This is a genomic window from Olivibacter sp. LS-1, assembly GCF_008245145.1.
Lineage (GTDB): Bacteria > Bacteroidota > Bacteroidia > Sphingobacteriales > Sphingobacteriaceae > Olivibacter > Olivibacter oleidegradans.
Window position 1 is genome coordinate 4,196,395 of sequence record NZ_CP041643.1, and the last position, 24,343, is coordinate 4,220,737.

Consider the following 24,343-nt stretch of genomic DNA (forward strand, 5'->3'; position numbering starts at 1 on the left):
AAAAGGGCACTCCTTTCGGAGTGCCCTTTTTTGGTTGCGCACATTTTGTTATATATCGTCTATATACGTAAGTTTGCCCGTTATATTGGCAAAGCTTCGAAGCCCCTTAACAATACATCGAAATGGAAAATAAAATTATATCCCGCAAATTTAGATTGCTTTCGCAATTGATGGAATTACATGGCGAGAATTCCTTCAAAACTAAAGCGATAGCTAATGCAGCTTTTAAGCTAGATAAGCTACCTTTTAAAATTATTGATAAAACGGAACAAGAATTAAGTACAGAGCAAGGTATCGGCAAAAGCATAGCGTCAAAAGTTTGGGAGCTTATCCATACGGGCTGTATAGAGGATCTAGAGGCATTACTCGCTAAAACACCTGAAGGCATTTTAGAGATGCTAACAATAAAAGGTTTGGGGCCAAAAAAAATCTTGATCATATGGAATACGCTTGCAATCGAAACGTTAGGAGAGCTTTACTATGCGTGTAACGAAAATCGACTGATCGAAGCAAAGGGGTTCGGGCTAAAAACACAAGAAGAAATCAAGATGGCCATTGAGTTTAATATGGCCAGTCAAGGTTTATTTTTGTATTCCCAGGCAGAGAAGTTAGCCAGTTCAATTTTTGATACACTCAAAGAGATGCTTTCCGACCAACATCTCTTGAGTTATACAGGTGATTTCAGGCGCAAATTGGAATTACTATCATCGGTCGAATTGATTACAACTGCCAGTGCCGAGGAAATATTGATATATATTGAAAAAGATAAGCGACTTATCCAATTTGATTATCAGGAAAATAAAATTCGGACAGTTCACGAAAGCGGTCTTCCTATACATTTTATTTTAAGCAACGTAAATGAGTTCTCTAAGCACCTATTAATCACCACAGGTAATCAACAGCACATCGCGTTACTCGAACAACTTTATGAAAAAGGAGTTCCTAATGCGGAAAGTGAAGAGGAAATTTACCGTCAATTAAACTTAGACTTTATTGAACCTGAATTGCGTGAAGGCTTGGATGAAGTCCAAAAAGCCCACGACCATACACTTCCTAACCTTATAACTTATGACGATATAAAAGGCACTTTGCATAATCATAGCACCTATAGCGACGGCGTTCATTCACTGAAAGAGATGGCTCTATATTGCAAAGACGTTCTTCAGTTACAATATTTAGGGATATGTGATCACTCTCGGACAGCAGTTTATGCAAATGGCTTAAAAGAGGACCGGGTAAGATTGCAATGGGAAGAAATAGATTCGTTAAATCAAACATTATATCCTTTTAAGATTTTTAAAGGTATTGAGTCGGATATTTTGGGAGACGGCTCTTTGGACTACCCGGATGAGTTATTAAGAGAATTTGATTTTGTAGTTGCTTCTGTGCATGCCAACCTGAAAATGGACGAGGAAAAAGCTACCCTACGTTTAATCAAAGCTATTGAAAATCCTTATACGACCATTTTAGGGCATCCAACCGGGCGCCTTCTGTTAAGCAGAAAGGGATATCCCATTGATTATAAAAAGGTAATCGATGCCTGTGCTGCCAATGGGGTAGCCATCGAAGTCAATGCAAACCCGTTAAGATTAGATTTAGATTGGCGCTGGCACCGTTATGCGATTGAGAAGGGTGTCTATCTTTCCATCAATCCCGACGCCCATCGCGTAGAAGGATTTCACGATATGCGTTATGGAACTTTAGTGGCAAGAAAAGGAGGACTTACAGCCTCGCAATGCCTCAATTGTTTTGATCTGGAAAAATTGGACAGCTACTTTAGCTCTCGTAAAACAAGTATAAAATAATTACCTTTGAGAATGATCGCACAACACGCTAATAAAATATTCAGTCAAGCTATTCACGATTACCATGTTCTTAATAATATAGACCATCCTATAAAGAATCCTTATGAAGCTCATACGCTGGAACATTTACTATATCTTAAATGTTGGATAGACACGGTACAGTGGCATATGGAAGACGAAGTACGTGATCCCAATATCGCTCCGGTGGAAGGGCTAAAATGGAAAAGGAGGATCGATCAGTCCAATCAAGACCGCACAGATACGGTTGAATACATAGATAGTTACTATCTAAATGCATTCAAAGATGTAAAGCCTCTACCGGATGCTAGGATAAATACGGAGAGTCCTGCCTGGGCTATTGATAGGCTTTCTATCCTGGCATTGAAAATTTATCACATGCAAATTGAGGCTGAACGTCGTGATGCCACGCCTGAACATCGCGATCAGTGTGGTCAAAAGCTTCGTATATTATTAGAGCAGCGGGAAGATCTTTCCAATAGCATCGATGAGTTACTCGAAGATATTAAAATGGGAAAAAAATATATGAAAGTATACAAACAGATGAAGATGTATAATGATCCCTCGCTGAATCCGGTTTTATATACAGGCGAAAAGAAATAAGAAACCTCTGAATACGTTAGGGGTGAATAACACATGAATAAAAGGAGCATTTTGGTTTTTCGTTTTTCAGCAATGGGCGATGTCGCTATGATTTCACCCGTTATAGAACAGCTATGTGAACAACATCCCCAAGTCAGCATAATTCTGGTAAGTAGGCCTTTCTTCAAACCTTTTTTTGATACAAATCCCCAGATACGCTTTCATCCTATTTATCCAAAAGAACAGCACCGGGGCCTAAGAGGCTTGTATAGATTGTTCAAAGAGCTGCGAAATTATAAGATAGATGCAATAGCAGATCTTCATGACAGCCTCAGAAGTCGTATTCTTTCTACATTCTTTAGACTAACTACTATTCCAATAAAAAGAATAGACAAAGGAAGAGCTGAAAAAAGAGCTCTAACGCGCATTCAGAACAAGCATTTAATCCCTCTTAAATCGACTTTTGAGCGTTATGCAGAAGTGTTTCAGTCGCTTGGATTCTCTATTCGGCTAACAAATAAATTAGTAAAAAAGACCAGGCCGCTTCCTGCTGCATTCTTGCGTCAATTTAATAGTTCTTCTGCGCTGAGGAGAATAGGTATCGCTCCCTTCGCGCAACATCGGTATAAAGTATATCCGCTTGATAAAATGGAGGAAGTAATCGCTGTTTTAAGTCGTAATCACGAACTGTTTATATTCGGTGGAGGCGAAACGGAACAAGAAATGGCGACAAAATGGGAGAAAAAATACGCGCATGTTACCAATGTAATAGGTGTGGTAGACTTAACCCACGAGCTTGATTTAATAGCTAACTTAGATCTTATGCTCAGTATGGACTCCTCCGGCATGCACATGGCTTCTTTGGTAGGCACTCGAGTAATATCCGTTTGGGGGCCAACGCATCCCTATGCTGGTTTTTTGGGCTTTGGCCAAAAAGAAGATGACTGCCTACAGTTCCACCACCCCGCAAGACCTAGCTCCATATACGGCAATAAACCCTGTTTATGTGACGGGATTCCGTGTATTGAACGCATTAGTCCTGAACAAATCGTCACAAAAATTGAAAAAACATTAAGCTATGGCTAAATATTTATACCTGATTCGTCATGCCAAGTCGGACTGGAACTTTGATCTCCCGGACTTTGATAGACCGTTAAATAAGCGCGGATTGAGAGACGCCCCTATAATGGCTAAACGGTTAAATTTGCAAAATCTACGCCCAGATCGGTTGGTGAGCAGCCCTGCCAATCGTGCCATTTCTACCGCTAAAATTTTTGCTAAAGAGTTAAAATTTTCTGAGGCCGATATACAGGAAGAAGCAGCCATATATGAAGCCGATGTTCCTACCTTACTGAAGGTTATCAATTCATTCCAAGCTGAAGCGGATTGCGTAGCAATCTTTGGACACAATCCGGGCATTAGTTTGTTGGCGGAGTATCTTTGCGATGATGCAGCCATCGATTTCCCCACTTGTGCAATAGGCTTTCTGTCTTTTAACATAGAACAATGGAGTGAGGTAAGTATAGGAACAGGCAATTTAGTTTGGTTCAATTATCCCAAACTTGTTTAGCAACAGAAGCTTTATTAACTTTACCAGATAACAATTATTCTTTCCTGTTCACATGATTCAATTAAGCAACGAATATATCCGCGTAAATATTAAAAAAAAGGGCGCAGAGCTTTCTTCAATTTATAACAAGAACATGGCTCATGAATATATTTGGCAAGGAGATCCAAGCTTTTGGCCATGGCATGCCCCTAATCTTTTCCCCATTGTTGGCGGCTTAAAAGATAACCACCTAGCTGTTGATGGCCAAATCTATGAATTAGCCAGACACGGTTTTGCAAGACATACCAACTTTCAAGTTATTGAGTCATCGGGCACCCATGCAATCTTTTCATTACGTTATAATCAGGAAACATTACGTGTTTTTCCATACCATTTTGAGTTTCAGGTTATTTACCATCTGGAAAACGAATCCCTTAAGTGCATTTACAAAGTCATCAATCTAGAGACGAAGCCGATTTATTTTTCAGTAGGAGCCCATCCCGCCTTCAATGTGCCTTTTTTTTCCTATGAACATTATAATGATTATTACCTGGAGTTTGAAAAAGATGAGCCCTTGATACGCCATCACCTTTCTGACGCCGGTTATTTTAACGGCGAGGAATCAACGATTTTACTTGACAATAGAAAGCTGCAACTAAATGAAAACCTTTTTGATACCGATGCTCTTGTTTTTAAAACATTGCTAAGTAAACGTGTAGCTATTCGAAGTAAAAATCATCCTCACGCGCTGCTCATCAGTTATTCTGATTTTAAATCTTTAGGTATTTGGGCGAAACCGGGTGCACCTTTCGTTTGTATTGAGCCTTGGCTGGGATACGCAGATAGTGAGGCCGGCACTTCCACTATAGAAAAGAAAGAAGGCATCGTATCCTTAGCCCCAGGTCACGTATTTGAAGCCGGCTATTCTATCACAATTCAATAATTTGATCATTTTAAACAGATCTAACATAAGAAAAAAGCCTAAAGTAGGCTTTTAAATTGAAAAAATAATTTTCGAAACTGTAATTGCTTTTGCGGGTTATATCATTAGTATTCCGACAAAGTGCAAAAAAACAAATAACAATGAATAACAGAGTAGAAAGAACCATTGAAAATTTGATCGATTCTTTTATTGACAAACTTCCTTCGCTTTTACTGGCTATAATCACATTAGTTTTAGGTATTTGGCTAATTAAGGTATTAGTTCGTTTTTTACATAAACGGTTTACGAGTGGAAAAATCGATATTTCACTTGCTGAATTCTTGACCAGCATTATACGTGTTTTGCTCTACGTTCTATTGTTCTTGAGTGTTGCTTCCACTTTAGGTATCCAAACGACGTCTTTTGTTACCATGCTAGGTGCTGCGGGATTGGCCGTTGGTCTTGCGCTGCAAGGCAGCTTATCTAATTTTGCAGGAGGTGTTTTAATCCTGCTCTTTAAACCTTTTCGTGTCGGCCATTTTATAACGACCAATAACAATGTCTCAGGAACGGTATTAAAAATAGATATTTTATATACTACGCTAAAAGCAGGAAACGGCACGACTATATATGCGCCAAATGGGCCCTTGGCTAACGCTGTTATTAATAATGTGTCCGACAATCCTACTCGGATGGCGGAATACAAAATAGGCATCTCCTATAATAATAATATTGATACGGCACGAAAAATAATTCTTAATGTATTGGAGAACGACGAACAAATTCTAAAAGATCCGAAGCCAGCTGTATTGGTAGATTCTTTAGGTGACAACGCCGTTGTGCTAGTTATAAGAGGATGGGTTAATAACAAAGAGTTTTGGCCGGTTTATCATGCCAATTATCAGAAAATTAAAGAAGCTCTAGATCAACATAACATAAGTATGCCTTACCCTCAGCGAGACATACATATCATAACTAACAACACGGATAGCAATTCTTAAAAAACAGGGAAAGGAATCCCTTTTCATCTGCATAATGAAAGGGATGAAACAGTACTTTTAACAATGCCTATCTTTATTTTAACCAATAGGTTAAGATATGCCATATCTTTTTAAAGACAAAAATAAGTGTCCACAAAAAATAATGGTACAAGGTGAAATTATGTTTGACTCTCATATTTGTTAAAATTAAGCGTTCACTCTCACCAAGTTAACGAACTTTTATTAACTTTTCGTTAATAAAACAATAATATTTTATAGCAATGGAGATATCATTCTAGCCGACTTTTCCAGTAGTTTACGCCATTTGGCACGATGTTCCCACCGTTCCGCGTCTATTTCTTCTGCATTTAATAAGTCTTCATTGAAAATTTCGCGTAATTCTTCCGCTACTTTTGGATCCAGTATAAGAGACATAACTTCAAAATTAAGATCGAAACTGCGCTGATCCATATTCGCTGTTCCTATAATCGCTAATTTACTGTCAAACACGATCGTCTTAGCATGAATAAATCCTTTTTTATAGCGAAAGATACGTACCCCTGCTTTTAATAAATCATCGTAGTATGAATGTGCTGCCGCATTTACAATTTTAGAATCAGAAATATAAGGTACTAACAGCTTAACGTTGACACCACTTAACGAAGCAATGATGAGCGCATCCATTAAACTTTCACCGGGAATAAAGTAAGGCGTTGTAATAAGAATTTCCTCCTTCGCGGTAGCTATGGCCTTCAACAAGGTGTATAAAATAGAGGGAGAAACCGAGTCTGGTCCGCTTGACACGATCTGAACCAAGCTTCCCCCCTCTTCACTGGATAGCTCGCTGAAAAAACGCGGCTCCGGATGGAGCTTATTTGGGCTACAAAAGTTCCAATCACATAGAAAAATATACTGAAGGTATAAAGAGCCCTGTCCTTTTATACGAACGTGAGTATCTCTCCAAAAGATTTGCTGCTCTTGTCTTTCATCATTCACATATCGATCAGCTACATTAATTCCGCCAACGAACGATGTATAACCATCTATCACAATGATTTTTCGGTGATTCCTATAGTTTAATCTATTGGCTAATAAAAGAAATGTAATTTTATGAAAGGGGTACACTTCTACTCCTGCAGCAGCCAACTCATCAGAAAAGCTCCCATCAATCGATCGGCTGCCGAAATGATCGTAAATAAAACGGACTTCTACCCCCTCCTTCGCCTTTCTGATAAGTGCATCTTTAATCGTATTGCCGATGGCATCGTTTTCAAACGTATAATACTCGAGATGTATATGGTCTTTTGCCTGGCTAATTGCCTGTAAAATTGCGTCGAATGTTTGCTCTCCATTAATCAAAATCTTAACCTCATTACTTGTGGTCAGCGGACTCATCATGTCTTTCAAAATCATATGAGCAAGTCCTTTATAGCTCAGACCATAATCGCCCACACTATGTAAGGCATCGAATGACGATTTATAGATTTGTATTTTAAGTCGTTCTTGCAGTTTTTGATCGGAAAGTAGCTTTTTACTATACATGCTCCTATTCCGATAATTTATTCCTATCGAAAAGTAAAGGATGATACCCGCTATTGGAACAAATATCGTTAATAGTAAATAAGCCAGTGTTTTTGTACTTGATCGGGTTTCATATATAATCCGCAGACAGACACCAATAACAAGAAGGATATAGGTAATTTCTGCAACAAGGAACCAGTCGATCGAAGGCATAGCATTTATCCCGAATATGGGAATAAACTTAACAAAAATTATTGATACCCTAAAGCATCATTGCCTTGAACACTTCTTGTGCATATTCTCCCCAGTCTTCCATACTCTCTTTTAAGGTGCTTAACAAACCTACATTATTAACTTTTTTCGCTTTTTTTGCCGGCGTAATAGGACTGGGTTGTATAGAAACATCACTAACTTTAGTGGCAAACCAGGTTGTATTATCGTGCGGTAGCGCAAGACCCAAAATCATACCCGGTAACCCGGTAAAGGATTCCGGTCCGCCCGAAACAGGTATTTGATCCGTATAAAAAGCGACGACATAGATTGAGTCCATCACCAATGCGTTTGCTCTTCTGCAATCATATCCGGCGATCTCCCTGGTTTCATCGGTAATCTTCCATTTAATTTTTCTTACGCTGTCTTCCACGAGAAAGATCTCTTCGTACAGTTTCTTTTCACTGACGGAAATACCATTTTTAAAGTCTGTATAAATAGTTTTTTTCAAATCGATCGTAGGATCATTGCTAAAAAAACTATTAGTTGACGGCATGTTGGTTTCTATCGGTTTATATAAGGACGCGGTTTGCGAAAAGGATAAAGTAGCCTTTACTGAGTTGAACTGTGGCTGTGTCTTTTTGTACTGATCGTAAATTTGTTGCATCCAGCTTGAATTTCTCTTTGTAATGCGTTTTGCTAATTTAGCGTACATATTCACTCTCTTTTCGTATTCTATAGTTCCGCTATTAACAAAACGAACGTTTTGGCCATATACTAAATGACTGATTATTAATAACAGAACAATGGAGGTTGCGAGTTTTATTCCTTTTTTCATTTCCCTTAATAACTTTATAAACACAATATTTACATCTGGGTTAACCTATGGTTTTGCCCCCATTTTGCTAAATTCCCAAGTAACCGAGAACATAAAATAACGACGAATGGTTGTATAACTACTCTGATTAATGGTATTATTAAAAGCATTTCGATTAAAGCCTACGTTCTGGTTCAACAGATCATTTCCGGAAATAGTAAAACGAAGGTTTTCTTCTTTAAAAAACTTTTTGGTGATATAAGCGTTCAGTATAAATCGCTCAAAATTTTCATCGAAAGACTGTGTCGCTTGCGTATAAGTATAACTTCCGTCAGATCCTATTTGAATCTTACCGGGCAAATATATATTGAACCCCGCATCTCCACTCATGCCCCATCCGTTATTGTTGAATTCAGGCTGCAGCGATGATTCAGAAGTGTTGTAGCTTGGCCCAAAATTCACACTAAAATCATATTTCTTCTCCTTATACTTTGATAAAGATAAGCGGCTTGAATAGTTGTATGACTTCGTCTCATTGAGGTTATCATTGGTTAAATTATAGTACGTATTACCATTCGTACTCAAATCAAGCCCTATCTGCATATCCAATTTCTTTATTTTCTTACCTGCATACATACCACCGTAAAAATTAGAGGTGTTTCGATCTTTTAGGTTAGCGGATTGATAGGTGCTTTTCCCAACGGAATCCGTTACTGTATTACTTACGATAGGGTTTGTGGTAAACGAATAGCTACCATAAAAATTAACATACTGATTGCTGAGCACCTTGTAAGAATAATAACTCAAATTAAAGCGATTGGTAAAAGAAGGCTTTAGATCCGGATTACCCAATACGATATTGAGTGGATCTGTGTTTACCCTAACAGGTTGTATCTGATTGATTGTAGGCTGTGTATTGTTACCATTATATCCAACGCGTAAGGATTTTTGCTGCGAAAATTTATATTGGTAATTCAACTGTGGATTGAAATTCGTAAAATTTCTTGTAAACAAATCGTCTGTGTACCTATCAAGTTGTTTGAACCGCACGTCACTTACCTTTGCTCCAAAATTCAAGTTGGTTTTCTCCGTCTTATAATTGAAAATGGCCCCAACCTGGTTGGATGTTTGATCCAATTTATAATCATTACTGTATAAACTATCCAATACGTCATAAGCTCCCGTTGCCGATTGATTAAAGGACCGCCTATTAGAATGGCCACTATTAATACTAAGTCCATAATTCAATACCACAGCGAAGTTCTTAAAAAGAGGTTCTGAGTAGGTTACATTAGATCGAAAAGAGTTATTTACAATATCGTTAGTTTTGTATTGATTGATGTTAGAAACGCTATCTTCCACGCCGGCACTACTATAAAATACGTTTTCTGCATCTAAAAACCCGTCCGTTTTGTTTGTGTTGGATGATTGATTCAGATTCAGGGAAAAAGACCGCCCCATCTTTTTAAATTTCTTTGTGAACAAAGCACTTGCATTAAAAATCCGATCGTCTGCCTTGTTGGTTAGCCTTCTTTGACTTTGGTTCAATAATCCGCCGGAACCGTTCCTACTTTCGGAAGTATAATTGTTTTCGGTGTCACTGTTTCTCAGGGTTCCATCTACTGAAATACGCAGGTTCGTAGTCGAATCTAATTTAATGTCATATCGTGCATCCAGTTTATGGCGGAACATATGGTTATTAAACGTCTCGTCTGAACGATCATTGATAACTCCCGTGGGTAAGTTGCGTTGCGTCAAATTATTTCGAGTACCGTCCACATCCAATGTACCTATTTTATAGTTGGTATTGATTGATTGTTTATCGCCATCCCACTTGTTATCATAGTGTAAACCACCTGTACGTGCCAAAGGAATGCCTTGTCCATCATATTGCCCGTTGAATGATTCCAAGTCGTCTCCCCCTCCCCCATAAAACATCATGCCGCCATCGTCCGTAAATTCCATGTTATTGGACGTTGTACCGTATCTATTTGCATCCTGCCAGCCAAGCCCTACTTTCCCCGTATTCCCGATGGTTCCGTAGGCAGACATTTTTTCTTTCCCTTTAAACTTATTGATCATACCCTGTGCCTGATAAAATTCGTCATTTCCCGCTGCCGCTTCCAATTTACCAAAGTAACCCCTTTTACTGTCTTCCTTTAACTGAATATTGATCGTCTTGGTTTTTTGCCCATCATCAACTCCTGTAAAGGCGGCTTGGTCACTTTGCTTATCATATAGCTGCACCTTATCGACCATATCACTTCGAATGTTTTTTGTAACTAAAGTAGGATCGTCTCCAAAAAATTCCTCGCCATCTACCAGTACCTTATTAACCGTTTGTCCTTGCGCGGTAATCTTACCATCTTTATCCACCTGTATACCCGGAAGTTGCTTTAACAAATCTTCTACTTTAGCATTTGGCTGCAGCTTAAAACTTGCGGCATCATACTCAGTCGTATCGCCCTTAATGGTTATCGGTTGCCGCCCGGTAATAACCACCTCTGCTAAAAGCTGAGATTTTAAAATCATATCGATCGATCCGAAGTTAATTTCATTTAACGAATCGAGTGTGAAATTTTCAACGTAATCAGCGTATTTAGGATAAGTAACAAGCAAAATATATTTACCTTTCTCCAATCCCTCCAATTTAAAATTGCCCATCTGATCAGCTCTTGTAAATTTATAAAGCATGGAATCCCGCGCATGTAAAATACTAATCGTAGTATTGCTAAGTTTTATATTGGAAGCAGTATCTATTACTGTTCCTTTAATTAAAAATCCGTTTTGAGCGTGCGAACTAAAACAAGAGATAAGTAAAAGCAAGATAAAGGTTAATCTTTTCATAAATTTTTAGGCAATCGGCCTCTAAAATATTAAAAATATCTACACTCCAACTAAAAGATCAAAAGTTTTAACATTAATTAACATAATATTAAAGTATGAGGATCAGGCTTCTTTTAGGCAGCATTTTCATCCGGCAAATGCCAGTCTGAATTACTTAGAACATAAACTATTGCGCCGAACCGGGAAGGTTTTTAACGATGCATAATAAAATTCAAGATGACTAATTAACGTAGAAGACATTGTCTTGATTATTCTTATCCGGCACATAAGTATTGCCGAGCGCAACCGACTTAATTTTTTTCTGAGTGTTTAAGAACAAAGACACGGTTCTTCCGCCATCCTTCCATATGCCAATCGATCGATTTATCTTTTCTGTCGACCCATCTGAATAATAGACCGTGAGATAGATAGGCAGTGGTTTATTACTCTTATTTTTAACGGTTATTAGGTATTCATCATTTTCCTGTTTTACGACACGCTGAATGGCTAAATCCAGCATGCCCTCTTCGTAAAACCACCGATTCCAAAACCAATCCAAATTCTCTCCACTTCCTGCATTCATAGCACGAAAAAAATCCAAGGGCTGTGGATGCTTTCCTTGCCATGTTTTGATATAGTGATGTAACGCGTTTCGAAACAATTCCTTTCCCAAATAGCCTTCTAAATAGAGATACCCTAACGCCGGTTTTGGGTAAGAATTTGTAAAGGCTCCACCACCCTTCAAGTCGGTAGTCAACGTCATGATTGGTGTATCGTTCCGATCGCCGGAACTTTTAGCCGTAGCTTGTATTCCATAATCGTCCACATAGCTACTGTCAACATAATTAGAAAGCTTCCATTCTCCTATAGTTGCCCATCCTTCATCCATCCAACCGTACTTTGTTTCATTTGTTCCCATATAGAAGGGAAACATCGTATGGAATATCTCATGATTAGTTAGAGTAATAGCATCTTCTCTCGTTTTTGTAGGGTTATCATTAGCCATCATTGGGTATTCCATTTGATCGAGTCCGTCAAAAACAGTCATATGACTATAGGGAAAAGGCCAAGCCGGAAAATGAAAGCTCATCCCTTCCACTGTTTTTGCCGCAAAATCGATTACTTCATTATAATCCTCGTGTATGGGGTTATAAACAGCATCAACCCGTGTTCTCCGGCCAGTAAGTGAATCAACAACTAAACTGACGGATTTCCAAACGTAGTGATTACTCAAAGCAAAAGCGAAATCAGTTACCTGTTTCGCCTCAAACTTAAAAGTATTAAAAGATTTTCTTTTTGTAACCGCATTGGATTTGATGTCCTGTTCATCGATGACATTGACAATCGTGTCGGATATACCTGCATATTCAACCCGATCGTTTATTTGCTTTTGATATATTTTCTTCCCATTCTTTAAATCGCCGGTAGCCCATAAGGCGTAACCATCGGGCACTTCGATTGCTGCTTCAAAATTGCAGAAATCATTATAAAATTCTTCCTCGCCTGTATAAGGATACTTATTCCAACCATCTATATCATCGTATACGGCAACTCTAGGAAAAAAATAGGCAATAAAATAGGCACCATTATCTATTTTTCCTGTGCGCAAGTGCGACCCTTCGTTCAAGGTATATTCATAATCTATTCGAAAATGCGCAGAGCTGTGAGGCAGCACTTCAGCATTCTGTAATTTCATGTTGGTGCCGTCAATAATGACATCATGATTTTCAATCGCGTGTTTATCAACCACAATTTTTTTAAGCGTCAAACCGTCTCCTAAATCTTTCTTTTCGATTTTGGATTTCCTGTTCACACCTTTCTTATAAATATTGGCATATAATTTAAACCATATTTCAGATAAGGTGTCCGGACTGTTATTGCGATAATCTATTTCTGCTGTTCCTATCAATAGGCGGGTTTTTGGTTCAAATTTTACCTTAAGTTTATAGTCTGCTGTATTTTGCCAGTATTTATTGCCAGGTATTCCATTCAAGGTACGCGTGCCTTTCCTCACAGCCTTGGAAAAACTTGAATCGATTCGCAAGATATCTTGAGCAAAACATTCAGCTATTCCAAAAACGAAATATACTAGAATAAGAGTTTTATTGAAGTTCATTTTCATCGAATACTATTTGACACATTTCCTCGATCAGCGCCCTATGGAAAACGTAAATTAAATCAAACAGGCTGGCCTAGTTACTGATTAATCCCGCTCGTTTTAACAATGCATCAATTGAAGGCTTCCTCCCGCGAAAGTCTTTATAAAGCTGCATTGGATCAACGGTACCGCCTTTACTGAGTAGAACCTTAAACTTTTCAGCGATTTCCCTATTAAAGATACCTTTTTCTCGAAAATATGCGTATGCATCTGCATCAAGAACTTCAGCCCATTTGTAGGAATAATATCCTGCAGAATACCCACCGGGAAATATGTGGGAAAAGGATGGACTCATAGCGGTGCCCTCGACTGCCGGATAAAGTTGCGTTTCGGCTACAATGCGCCGCTCGAATTCTGCTATTGCATCATCTGGCCTTAACTGATTTGTGTGATAGGCTAAATCCAACAAACCGAAACTCAATTGTCGTAAAGTTTGATAAGCTTCCATGAAATTTGCAGACGCAACGATCTTATCAATTTCTACTAAAGGAAGCGGCTCGCCTGTTTTATAATGTTTTGCAAAACTAGATAAAAATGTTTTATCATAGCAATAGTTTTCCATGAACTGTGAAGGAAGTTCAACAAAATCCCAATATACATTGGTACCGGAAAGACTTTCATATACAGTATCCGCCATTATTCCATGCAAGGCATGACCAAATTCATGAAATAAAGTAGTCACTTCATTAAACGTCAGTAGCGATGGGATATCTTCATAGGGACGCGAAAAATTACAAACGATAGAAATATGAGGTCTTATGTTTTGACCCTCAAACTTTGATTGCCCACGATAACTCGTCATCCACGCCCCCGCACGCTTACCTTCCCTAGGAAACCAATCAACGTAAAGCAATGCCTTATGTTTACCATTCTCCGACACTTCAAAAACGTCCACCTCCTGATGGTATTTCTGAATATCATTCCGCCTGTCAAATGTCAATCCATATAGCCTATTCGCTACATCAAATGCAGCTTTGATTACGCTTTCAAGCGGGAAATATGGTTTTAAAGCTTCTTCAGAAAAATTGTACTTAGCTTCCCTTAATTTTTCCACATAGTATGCGTGATCATATGGCATCAATTCGTCTATATCGTCTGCCGATGCAATATGCCTTAACTGATCAATTTCCTTTTGCGCAAAAGGTTTAGCCTTGATCAACAAATTATGGAGAAAATCCTCAACTTGTTTGGGTTCGGTCGCCATTCTTTCTTCCAAAATAAAGTGAGCATGTGTTTCATAACCCAGTAGCTCGGCGCGTTCTTGTCTCAAAGCAACTATTTTTCTAACACATTCTTCATTATCGTATTCGTTTTTGTTGAAAGCCTTTTTAGAAGAAGCTAAATAAAGTTCCTTTCTTAAATTCCGTTTTTTTGCATACTTCATAAATGGCATCATGCTTGGAAACTGCAAGGTAAAGATCCAGCCTTCCACTCCTCTTTTCTCTGCCTCTTCCTTTGCTACACTTTTTACAGACTCCGGAAGTCCGTCCATATCCTGCTCGCTTGTAATATGCAAAGTGTAGGCATTCGTTTCATGCAAAACGTTTTGTGAGAATTTAACTTTCAATGTTGAAAGCTCTTTATCAATATACCGTAGCCTTTCTTTTTGGACAGCGTCAAGTAATGCACCATTTCTTGTAAAACTTTTATAAGTCTTATCTAACAGTCTATATTCTTCTTCAGACAAACTTGATTTAGGTGTATCGTTAAATACTTTCTTTATCCTTTGAAAAAGACTTTCATTAAGGGTTATATCGTTTCCGTATGCTGCAAGTAAAGGGGAAAGTTCCTGCGCTAAATTTTGAAGGTAGTCATTGGTTTCAGCAGAATTGATATTAAAAAAACCTTCAGCGATAACATGCAATGGTTTCCCTGCTTTTTCAAGTGCTATTATAGTATTGTCAAACGTCGGATCGGCTGGATTGTTAACTATTTGTGCGATCTCCTGCTTCGCCTGTGCTATACCGTCTAAAATTGCAGGCTTAAAATCTTCTTGATTTATATTTTCAAATGGAAAACTATTAAAGGGGGTATTGAATGGCTTCAAAAGTGGATTATGCATAATATTGGAAATAAATTCCAAACTTAGACAAAATGCTCGTCATTCGCGAACGCTGTAGAAAAAAAGAGAAAGTAATTGCTTTTATATGCAATCTGTGAATACCTATAAAAGCAATTGGCCTTCGTCGAATTTACAACTCATACTCCATATGTTCACAATATATACCTTCTGTTCTCAATAAATTTTCAATCATTTCGGGACGGACATTTAACGATACCACCCGTAGGACTCGATCACAATCGTCTAAATCAAAACTCCACTGTTTGATTAACTTAATGGATTTAAACAAGGCAGCTACTTGCTGTACATGTTTTTGAGCATTAACACTCGTTTTAAAAATTAACACTTGGTTCATGATACTTCCTTAATTTTTGTTGATTTCCATTCTATTTTTCCTCTTGAAAGCTCCTCCAATCACACCACCGCTCGCGCATGTAGGTTCTCATTTTTTCTGTATCCATTTCATTCGTTTTTTCAAATTTATCGCGCATTGACCGTTTGCTCCAAGGTGCACCTCCTCTTCGCCCTCCTTTGCCAAAGCCAAAAAGAACCTTGGAAAGAACAAATAATGCCATTGCCTGCCAAAGATTTATGCTATGTATATTAAAGATTGCTGCAATACTGAAATTCCATAATAGCATAACGATATAACTTACCAAGAACAGGAAAGTAACCGCTAGTATAGGTATGGCAATAAATCTAAATTTACTTCTGAATATCCGTTTCATCACTTTATGTTTTTATCAATTTTACCGATTCATTTATTTATCCAACTCTTTATAAAAGACAAGTAAGCGTTTCCTTAAATGTAGCACAGCATAACGCTTCCTAGAAATCAATGTATTCACGGACTCTCCGGTACGTTCCGCAATTTCCGCAAAAGGGATATGGTCTAACTCATGCCATACAAAAACATCACGTTGTGCTGCAGGCAATTCTTCCAGTGAGCTGAATAACGTTTTCCACATCAACCGATCTTGATAAGTTTTTTCCGGACTGTCGTTAACACCTAAAAGTAACTCACTAAATGATACAGATTGTTCATTGTCATCTTCCATGGTATCATCGTAAGAAGTTTCTGTCTTCTTTCTGTATTTATCGATAATACGGTTTCTTGCCACTCGGTAAAGCCACCCACCTACCTGTTCTACCGGCTCCGAATTAATGACTGCTGTTAGCTGAAACCACACATCTTGCAAAATATCCTCTGCATCTGCATCACTTTTGACACGCTTCCTAATAAAGCTTAGCAACCCCTTCCCATAAGATGTTATGGTGGTTAAGATTTTGCTCTGCTTATCTTCTGACATGCCTTTTGCTATTGATAACTGATCCATCTCTTTAACTTATCTGTATAGACGAGTGGGTCAATGAAATATTTCAATTTTTTTTAAAATTTTTCGCCTTCGTTCCAAGGCCCTCAAAAACAATATCCGCAGGTAGTTCCTGTGAAGAGCATGTGAAGCAAATTCTTGAAAAATTGATAATAGAGAATAGGAAACCGGTAAAAAAATAAGCAACTTAAAACTATCGTGGGAGTGATTATCGCTACTTACTATAACCCTTTGTGCGCATTTTTAGCGTAAACACCTTATCACTAGCGGTAATAAAAAGAATATTTCCATCACGGCCTCCGAAACATACGTTCGCGGTCCATTTTGCCGGCACTGAGATATGTGCAATCTCCTTCCCCTGCTTATCATAGACGGTGACTCCTTTACCTGTTAAATAAAGGTTTCCTTGAGTATCAATTGTCATTCCATCAGAGCCCTTATGAATAAAGAGCCGCTTTTTTGCGAGCTTCCCATTCTTTTTTAAGGTATAACGATAGGTTTTATTGTCGCCGATATCTGCTACGTATAAATAATGGCCATCAGGCGTTCCAACAATTCCGTTGGGCCTTTTGAATCGATCGTCCAATCGAACCAAGTGCCCGCCTTTTTTGTACAAATACAATGCTTGCACTTTTAAATCAGGGGCCTTTCTCTTCCAATAATCTCTCTGGTAATAAGGATCCGTAAAGTAAATGAAGCCGTTAGGTGCTACCCAAACGTCATTTGGACCATTGAGAAGTGTATCTTGATAATGCCTCACTAACTTCTCAACCACGCCGTTCTCAATTCGCCAAAGCTGGTTCTGTTCATCAGCACAAGCGATCAGCGCCCCTTCCTTGTCGAAATACAACCCATTTGCCCTTCCTGCATTCTCCATAAAAATGCTGAGTTTTCCCTGTAAGTCATATTTCCAGATACGGTTATTAGGTTGGTCAGTAAAATATACATTACCATCACGATCAGCGGCGGGCCCTTCAGTAAAAGCAAAACCATCTCCCACGAGTTGTAACTGCTCACCAGCAAGGACTATTTCGCTACTATCAGTTACCGGTGTTGCGGAGCCATTCACTTCGTGATTATAAAGAAATAAACAACAGACAATCAAAACAAAACGGGTACAATTATTAATTGGTTTCATAATCTATAGAAAATGGTCGCTAGGTGGGAATGGATCAGTTTAAACGATTGACAATCTCTTCTGTCCTACGAGTGACTTCCTTAAGCAGCAAGGGAAATGCGGGAAAAGTCATATTATGTCCATATCCGCCTAGTTCAATAAGAGACGTCGCATTATGCCCTGCTAACTTCATCATACGCTCCATGTAGGCATTTTCTTCGTATCTTCCCAAAAGCTCTAAATCCCTGTCCCCCGTTATGAGTAATAGTGGCGGCGCATCGGCTCGTACATAAAACAAAGGAGCAAATTCGTCAACCACTGCCTGTACATCACGGATTCCTCTTTCTTTCCTTATCGTGAAATGAGTAATGGTATGACCACTAAATGGTATCACACCGGCAACTTGATTGGCGTCGATATTATATTTTTTTAAGTAAGCTTTATTAAGGGTCAGCATCATTCCGAGGTACCCTCCCGCCGAATGTCCGGACACGAAAATTAGTTTCTCATTCCCCCCAAACTCTTTGATATGCTTAAATACCCAAGCTGTTGCTGCTGAGGCGTCCTCAATCACGTCACTTCCTTTAACTTTCGGAGAAAGCCTATAACTGACACCAACAACAGCAATTCCTTGATTTTTTAGCGCTTCCGGCACTTCCTTCTCGCCTCCTGTCAAACCACCTCCATGAAACCAGATAACGGTAGCAAAGTCGCTTTTATTTTCGGGATAATAAATATCCAGCGTGCATCGCTTCTTCTTGTAGCTATCCAATCGGGAGCCCTCCTCGTAATAAGACACGTTAGCTTTCGTATTATATTGAACGACTTGCGCATTCGCAGATAATTTTAGTAGAATTAGATATAAAACAAAAAAACAACGCTTCATTTTGTATTTGCTTAAGGGAAAACCATTATTGAGTAAAGTCTAAAATTACACTATTTTTTAAAAATAGCGATAATGATTCGTTTTATTCCCTAAGTACCTAAAATTGTCGTATTTATTCTATTCTGTGAGGCAGTTACAATTTATTTTTACATGTACATCAATAAACATTAAAACATAGATTATGAATCAGTTACTAACTTTATGCGCACTCTTAGCAACAGCGATCATGTCTGGGCTTTTTTTTACTTGGAGTAACGCCATCATGCCGGGTTTGAGGAGGTTACCAGCTTTTGAGTCATTGTTGGCATTGCAATCGTTCAATCGGGTCATACTTAATCCTTGGTTTATTATCGTTTTTCTGGCTCCCTTACTATTGTTACCGCTAAAGGTCTTTTTTGCTTATCGACAAGAATCTCAGCTTAAAATCTATCTGCTTGTTTTCGCTACATTGATATATGTGTTAGGTGTCTTTATTATCACAATGAGCGTAAATGTCCCCATGAACGAAGGGTTAAATAAGCTTCATTTACAACAGACAAACCAGCAAGAATTAATGAATCAAAAAGAAATTTTTCAAACAACCTGGGTGCGCTTTAATTTCGTACGTGCGGTTAGTGCGTCTTTAAGCTTCCTCCTTCTTTCGATAGCTTGCGTTGATAAAGAATAACGCACTAAAATAAATCACCTTGTTTTGGATAAGACTTATTTCCTATGAAACGAATCGTATTAACTGGTTTATATGGGCTATAAGCCGTCGTCCTCTTTAGTAATAACATTTGGGATGCTATGAAAGCTGCTTGATATGAAGGAATCTTCCAACTTCGACTGATTTCCAGACACTGTAGTTGTAAAAGCCCCCTTGCAATCGTTACATGTGCGTTGCGAGTAAAATGATAGCGATTCTTACCTGCACGTAATAGTGGTAGCAGCGAAGACCGTTGATTGTATACGACATCCAAAATAACGCTTCCCGTTGCCACGTCAATGTAAAAGACCCGTTCGAAAAATCTAAAACCGTTTAAAATTACGTGAAATGGGCTAACATAACAAGCTAATTGGATCAGCTTATTTATAATAGCTCCTTCATAGTTTTCAAACTGCATAAACTTCAATAGTGTAAGGTGAGGATATGTGATTAAGGCGTTTGGAAAATCATATGTATCCTTAAAGACATTCTTAAAATACATAACGTGTTGTTCCACCTCCTTGGGCAACGGCAACACGAGCAAATATTCGAGCTCTCTATGTTTAATAGAAACCATAAACGACAAAACACTAAATATATTAGCAAATATAACAATTATATAGGTTTTTCTATTACGTTGATTACTTGCCATAGACTGCTTCCAACTCAGCGATGTTGATTTTTTTCATTTGAAACATCGCTTTTAAAACACGATTAACCTTAACGACATCCGGATCCAAAATCATTTCGTTTAGCACAAGCGAAGCAACTTGCCATGATACACCAAATTTATCTTAAAGCCACCCGCATACTTGTGCTTTTTCGTCACCGCCCTCGCAAAGACGTTTCCAATAATAATCAACTTCGTTCTGATCTTCACAATTCACAATGAGCGATATCGCTTCGTTGAATATTGGCCCAGCATTTAATGCCAAAAACTCTTGGCCATCAAGGGTAAATTCAATGGTCATCATGGACCCTGCCGGTTTTCGGTGATGCTCAAAGCCCTCTTCGGTATAACGAGCGATACTTTCAATTTTACTATCTTGAATATCGAGGTATAAAAGCGAACCGCCTCTTCTGCTTCTTTTTCGAACACAAGTTTGTCGTAATTCTTTGTGATATAACGTCTCTTTTCATTGTATTTTTATCATTATTTGTTAAAATTAGTCTTCACACCAGCCAAATGATTCTTCTATAGTTAATTGAAAAAAAAGCTAAACCATCTCCGCTGCAATTTGCAGTAAACTCTATCACAAAATTGTAACGATACGAATCTACATGATCAATAAAAAAAACAGCAGTCGCTCTATGAGAAATTTATAAGGAAAATGCGACAAACGCCTATCCGTATTCGCTTTCTTTTATCACAGAACAAACAATTTAAAAAAACAAAGCATACGATTTTTGATGTCTCTACCACAACAATGCATCAATCTTAGTCCTTCGAATTGTATAATTTATTTAAATTATATAAGTTTGTAAAAACCAATCACTAACATTACATGAAAGCTCAAGTTCAAGAAAAACAAGTAATCGAATACTTGAAAGAAATGCGGGAAGCGCTTTTACAGGAAATAAAAAGCATCGACAAAACTATTGAGGGCATTACGGGCAATAAAAGCAATAGCCTTGCCAGTCTGATCCCTTCCTCTGCCGGTTATACCCTTGAAAGTAAAGCCAATAAAAAGGTACTCAAACCGGTAGAAAATTTTGATCCCCATTCCAAACTAGACTATAAGATCAGCTATGCATTGACAAATGTAGGACAAGGATTCAAAGAGGATATTTTGGATGTTCTACAACAGGCACAACCCGAATTGGATCCATATAAACTGGAAAAAGTAGTTGCGGTAAGGCTGTCCTATCTTCTTAAAAATGGCTTTATTGAAGGTAGAAAAATAGGTCGGAGATTTGAATATACCCTAATAGGTGCTTAACGATAACTCCCCATATTTTATGGGGAGCCTATTAAAGAACAAGTTGTGGACCGTGCTTGTCCTATATTTTGACGTCCTCAAAATTTGCTAATAGATCTAAATGATATCCATTACTTCTAGTCAAGCATGGCCGCAAGCAAAGGCTTTACATCTTTAATTTCTTCATCTATTCTTTTTAAATGTTCAAGAAGAAAATCTTCATCAAAACTCGCTTGGTTTTCTAGCAATAATGCATATTCACTAAGCAGCGGCAAGCGAGCGTTGAGTGCGGTTCCTCGAAGTTCATGTGCAAGTTTTTGTATTTGCTCTTGATTTCCTTCAGTTATTAAGTTTCTAAACCTCGGCAAGAAGGTGTCCAGACTATTTAGCACATAAGTTAAAACTTCATTGATCAATTGTCTGTCATTAGCTAAAGATCGCTCCAGTTCCTCATAATTAAAATGCCGTTTATCGTGTAATATGTCGCCTTCTATTGTAATCTCCAAGTTATCCGTGCTTTCTTCTATATTTTTCCCATCTACAATAACCGGCGATAGCAGTGTCAACAGAGCTTCTGCAGTAAACGGTTTGATGATATAATCATCAATCGCCTCCTGATTATGAGCCCCATCATCGACATTGAGTGAATTCCCTGTCAATGCAATTATCCGAGGTTTGTCCCCGTTTGTTTCTGCTAATTGCTTAATTGTTACGGCGGCCTCATTTCCTCCCATAATCGGCATATTTAAATCAAGCAGCACTAAATTCGGCCTATACGCTTCATATATTTCAACAGCTTCTCGACCATTTTTGGCTTCCAAAATCAGCATACCTTTAAAGTGCTGTTCGAAGAGAGACCGAAGATAAAACCGATTGACCTCATTGTCCTCGGCAAATAAGATTCTAAGCTCGCTCGTTTTGTTTTCTTCCATTAGAAATTCTCTTTAAGTGGCAATAAAATTCAGCTGGTCATCCACGTGAGAGGTGAATTATTTCACACCTCTCTTCAATCCACAGCTGTTCATACTTTTCATGACCTTATAACGCACATAAAACTGAATAATTGCGTTTCTTTCGCGCTGCAAAATACGAAATGTAATACTTCTCCCGAAATCTACAGAAACAAGCAATGCCGTCTCTAAGAACCAAATTGATCCGCGTTCAATCGCTCAATCAGCCTTTTCTTATAGAATCGCCCAACGGGCAGGACCTCGTTTCCCACCCTCAATCGATCGCATTTATACGCCTTAATCTGGTGTAGGTTTACAATAAACGATTTGTGCATTCTAATAAAGTTATCCTCCGGCAACTTTTCTTCCATATAACTGATTCGCTGATACGTTATAATAGTTTTAGCAGCCATAACAATTTTGATATAATCTCTAACACTTTCTATATAAAGAATGTCTTTCAAAAAAACTTTGATCAATTCTTTGTTAACATTAAAGTACATGTAAACATCTTCTTGTTTTTGAACTTTATGAACGAACTCCAAACTAGAACCGCTCGTTTGCGAATATTTTGATACTGCTCTTAAAAAGCGTTCAAATCGAAAGGGCTTAACTAAATAATCTAAAACATCTAAATCAAACCCCTCTGCCGCATGCTCACGATATGCGGTAGTCATGATTACTGCCGGTCGATAAAACAACGCACGAACAAATTCTAAACCATTAAGACCCGGCATCTGTATATCAATAAATAAAATATCGACCTCATGATGTTGTATAAAATTAAAAGCTTCCAGCGCGTCGCTGCTAGAAAACACCAATTCGAGTGATTGAATTTTTTCGATATAAGAAATTAATAATTGTAATGCAGGCGGTTCATCGTCCACCGCTATACATTTTATTTTATGCAGTGATTCCATTTTTAATTTTTAGAACAACTAGGAAAGTACCGGATTCCTTCATTATACTTATTTCGTGAGCTCCTTCATAGAGAATTTCCAGTCTTCTTTTTACATTGTCTAAACCAATACCGGGGCGTTCCGATTGGGTTGTTTGCTCAGCATAATTATTCTCAATCTTAACGGTTAAGATGTCGCGTTTCATCGAGATATCCATACGTATCCAAGCATCTTTTTGCAATTTGCCTGCACCATGTTTAAACGCATTTTCTACCAGAGGCAACAATAACATTGGACTTATATAAAAATGCTCTATTTCCGAGAGGATATTTATAGAGATATCTAGTCGATCGCCAAAACGAATTTTCTCTAATTCGATATAATGCTGTATGTATTCTATTTCGTTAATGAGTGGTACAGTGTTTTCCTTTGCCTGGTATAAATTATAATCTAAAAAAGACGAAAGGCGATGAATAAGATCTGCCGCCTTCGGTTTTTGCTGAATGGAAAATGAGTAAATATTATTTAAGGTATTAAAAATAAAATGAGGATGAACCTGTAGCTTAAGCAACTCCAATTCAGACCTGATCATTTCTTTCTGAAGGGTTGCATTGAGTTTTTGTTGTTCGTAATAAGAACGAAAAAAATAGATAAGTGAATATAAACCAACAATAAGGTACATATTAACAAAATCGATAATAAGCTTAGGTACATAGAAAAAAGGCAATAACATTCCTTCGGGGTAGTATAGTGGATATGTGTGATAGTAATAAAATAACCTTCTTATCATCAGCAGCACGAACATGGTTAGCATAGAGGCAATCCAAAACAAGCGTTTGCGGCTCTTCAGATAGAATTTAGCGAAATAGACATGTACCGTTAGGATGGCCGCAATAAAGGTGGTAGGTACCATTACACAAGCTGAAATAAAATATCGCCTATACTCTCCGCTCATGGATGGAACACTTAGCCATTCGTATAGAAAATATAATGTCCAGAAAAGAATAATAAAAATGTATTGGTTATTTAACTTTTTCATCACCGGTTATGGAACTAGTCATTTTAAATCTAAGTTACCTAATATATCCGTCGAACGCCATTTT

23 protein-coding genes are annotated in these 24,343 nt (G+C 38.1%); 8 read left to right on the forward strand and 15 right to left on the reverse strand.

Translation table 11 applies throughout. From position 1 onward, the window contains the following. The first annotated feature begins 122 nt into the window (after positions 1-122). The 6 genes from FKG96_RS17270 (at position 123) to FKG96_RS17295 (ending at position 5,877) form a co-directional block, all read left to right on the forward strand. Positions 123-1,805 (forward strand): DNA polymerase/3'-5' exonuclease PolX, encoded by a 1,683-nt coding sequence (locus FKG96_RS17270; protein WP_130855756.1) that lies wholly within the window; start codon positions 123-125, stop codon positions 1,803-1,805. 12 nt (positions 1,806-1,817) lie between these two features. Further along, positions 1,818-2,426 carry a DUF4254 domain-containing protein gene (locus tag FKG96_RS17275; RefSeq protein WP_013667274.1) on the forward strand — a complete coding sequence of 203 codons (609 nt, stop codon included), beginning with the start codon at positions 1,818-1,820 and terminating at the stop codon, positions 2,424-2,426. Between the two features lie 33 nt (positions 2,427-2,459). Continuing rightward, positions 2,460-3,491, forward strand: a complete 1,032-nt coding sequence (locus FKG96_RS17280; RefSeq protein WP_013667275.1) for a glycosyltransferase family 9 protein — start codon at positions 2,460-2,462, stop codon at positions 3,489-3,491. Next, a complete protein-coding gene (locus FKG96_RS17285; protein WP_130855755.1) occupies positions 3,484-3,975 on the forward strand; it encodes a histidine phosphatase family protein in 492 nt (163 codons plus the stop codon). The genes FKG96_RS17280 and FKG96_RS17285 overlap by 8 nt, the downstream gene beginning before the upstream one ends. A 52-nt stretch (positions 3,976-4,027) precedes the next feature. Further along, positions 4,028-4,897: an aldose 1-epimerase family protein gene (locus FKG96_RS17290; protein WP_130855754.1), complete on the forward strand. Its 870-nt coding sequence runs from the start codon at positions 4,028-4,030 to the stop codon at positions 4,895-4,897. 140 nt (positions 4,898-5,037) lie between these two features. Further along, positions 5,038-5,877: a mechanosensitive ion channel family protein gene (locus tag FKG96_RS17295; RefSeq protein WP_013667278.1), complete on the forward strand. Its 840-nt coding sequence runs from the start codon at positions 5,038-5,040 to the stop codon at positions 5,875-5,877. Between the two features lie 252 nt (positions 5,878-6,129). Here the strand turns inward: FKG96_RS17295 and cls are convergent, their stop codons facing one another. From cls to FKG96_RS17345, 10 genes are all read right to left on the reverse strand, one after another. After that, positions 6,130-7,590 carry a cardiolipin synthase gene (gene cls / locus FKG96_RS17300; RefSeq protein ID WP_130855753.1) on the reverse strand — a complete coding sequence of 487 codons (1,461 nt, stop codon included), beginning with the start codon at positions 7,588-7,590 and terminating at the stop codon, positions 6,130-6,132. A gap of 49 nt (positions 7,591-7,639) precedes the next feature. After that, positions 7,640-8,425: a GLPGLI family protein gene (locus tag FKG96_RS17305; RefSeq protein WP_130855752.1), complete on the reverse strand. Its 786-nt coding sequence runs from the start codon at positions 8,423-8,425 to the stop codon at positions 7,640-7,642. Between the two features lie 45 nt (positions 8,426-8,470). Then, the gene (locus FKG96_RS17310; RefSeq protein ID WP_130855751.1) at positions 8,471-11,251 is read right to left on the reverse strand and encodes an outer membrane beta-barrel family protein; all 2,781 of its coding nucleotides are present in this window, start codon (positions 11,249-11,251) and stop codon (positions 8,471-8,473) included. 220 nt (positions 11,252-11,471) lie between these two features. Then, positions 11,472-13,352 (reverse strand): M1 family metallopeptidase, encoded by a 1,881-nt coding sequence (locus tag FKG96_RS17315; RefSeq protein ID WP_130855750.1) that lies wholly within the window; start codon positions 13,350-13,352, stop codon positions 11,472-11,474. Positions 13,353-13,422: 70 nt separating this feature from the next. Further along, positions 13,423-15,450, reverse strand: coding sequence for a M3 family metallopeptidase (locus FKG96_RS17320; protein ID WP_149105726.1), 2,028 nt, complete (start codon positions 15,448-15,450; stop codon positions 13,423-13,425). Between the two features lie 130 nt (positions 15,451-15,580). Further along, positions 15,581-15,805 (reverse strand): hypothetical protein, encoded by a 225-nt coding sequence (locus FKG96_RS17325; RefSeq protein ID WP_013667284.1) that lies wholly within the window; start codon positions 15,803-15,805, stop codon positions 15,581-15,583. A gap of 31 nt (positions 15,806-15,836) precedes the next feature. After that, complete coding sequence (locus tag FKG96_RS17330; protein WP_130855748.1) at positions 15,837-16,178, reverse strand: hypothetical protein; 342 nt, start codon at positions 16,176-16,178, stop codon at positions 15,837-15,839. Positions 16,179-16,211: 33 nt separating this feature from the next. Further along, the gene (locus tag FKG96_RS17335; protein ID WP_013667286.1) at positions 16,212-16,787 is read right to left on the reverse strand and encodes an RNA polymerase sigma factor; all 576 of its coding nucleotides are present in this window, start codon (positions 16,785-16,787) and stop codon (positions 16,212-16,214) included. Between the two features lie 211 nt (positions 16,788-16,998). Then, positions 16,999-17,922, reverse strand: a complete 924-nt coding sequence (locus tag FKG96_RS17340) for an SMP-30/gluconolactonase/LRE family protein (RefSeq protein WP_130855747.1) — start codon at positions 17,920-17,922, stop codon at positions 16,999-17,001. Positions 17,923-17,956: 34 nt separating this feature from the next. Then, on the reverse strand, positions 17,957-18,787 hold the full coding sequence (locus tag FKG96_RS17345; RefSeq protein ID WP_130855746.1) for an alpha/beta hydrolase: 831 nt from the start codon (positions 18,785-18,787) through the stop codon (positions 17,957-17,959). A 181-nt stretch (positions 18,788-18,968) separates the two neighbouring features. Here FKG96_RS17345 and FKG96_RS17350 point away from each other — a divergent pair, with 181 nt between their 5' ends. Beyond that, positions 18,969-19,454 carry a DUF1772 domain-containing protein gene (locus tag FKG96_RS17350; protein WP_130855745.1) on the forward strand — a complete coding sequence of 162 codons (486 nt, stop codon included), beginning with the start codon at positions 18,969-18,971 and terminating at the stop codon, positions 19,452-19,454. 4 nt (positions 19,455-19,458) lie between these two features. Here FKG96_RS17350 and FKG96_RS17355 read toward each other — a convergent pair whose 3' ends face one another. Then, positions 19,459-20,124 carry a 2'-5' RNA ligase family protein gene (locus tag FKG96_RS17355; protein ID WP_168204569.1) on the reverse strand — a complete coding sequence of 222 codons (666 nt, stop codon included), beginning with the start codon at positions 20,122-20,124 and terminating at the stop codon, positions 19,459-19,461. Between the two features lie 142 nt (positions 20,125-20,266). Further along, positions 20,267-20,524 carry a VOC family protein gene (locus FKG96_RS26910; protein ID WP_371719660.1) on the reverse strand — a complete coding sequence of 86 codons (258 nt, stop codon included), beginning with the start codon at positions 20,522-20,524 and terminating at the stop codon, positions 20,267-20,269. Positions 20,525-20,977: 453 nt separating this feature from the next. Here FKG96_RS26910 and FKG96_RS17365 point away from each other — a divergent pair, with 453 nt between their 5' ends. After that, complete coding sequence (locus tag FKG96_RS17365) at positions 20,978-21,412, forward strand: soluble adenylyl cyclase-like protein (RefSeq protein ID WP_130855743.1); 435 nt, start codon at positions 20,978-20,980, stop codon at positions 21,410-21,412. 116 nt (positions 21,413-21,528) lie between these two features. Here the strand turns inward: FKG96_RS17365 and FKG96_RS17370 are convergent, their stop codons facing one another. From FKG96_RS17370 to FKG96_RS17380, 3 genes are all read right to left on the reverse strand, one after another. Next, positions 21,529-22,323 (reverse strand): response regulator, encoded by a 795-nt coding sequence (locus FKG96_RS17370; protein WP_130855742.1) that lies wholly within the window; start codon positions 22,321-22,323, stop codon positions 21,529-21,531. Positions 22,324-22,529: 206 nt separating this feature from the next. After that, entirely contained in the window at positions 22,530-23,261 is a 732-nt protein-coding gene (locus FKG96_RS17375) for a LytTR family DNA-binding domain-containing protein (RefSeq protein ID WP_013667294.1), read from the reverse strand. After that, complete coding sequence (locus FKG96_RS17380; protein ID WP_130855741.1) at positions 23,245-24,279, reverse strand: sensor histidine kinase; 1,035 nt, start codon at positions 24,277-24,279, stop codon at positions 23,245-23,247. Before FKG96_RS17380 ends, FKG96_RS17375 begins: the two co-directional genes overlap by 17 nt. Positions 24,280-24,343 lie beyond the last annotated feature (64 nt).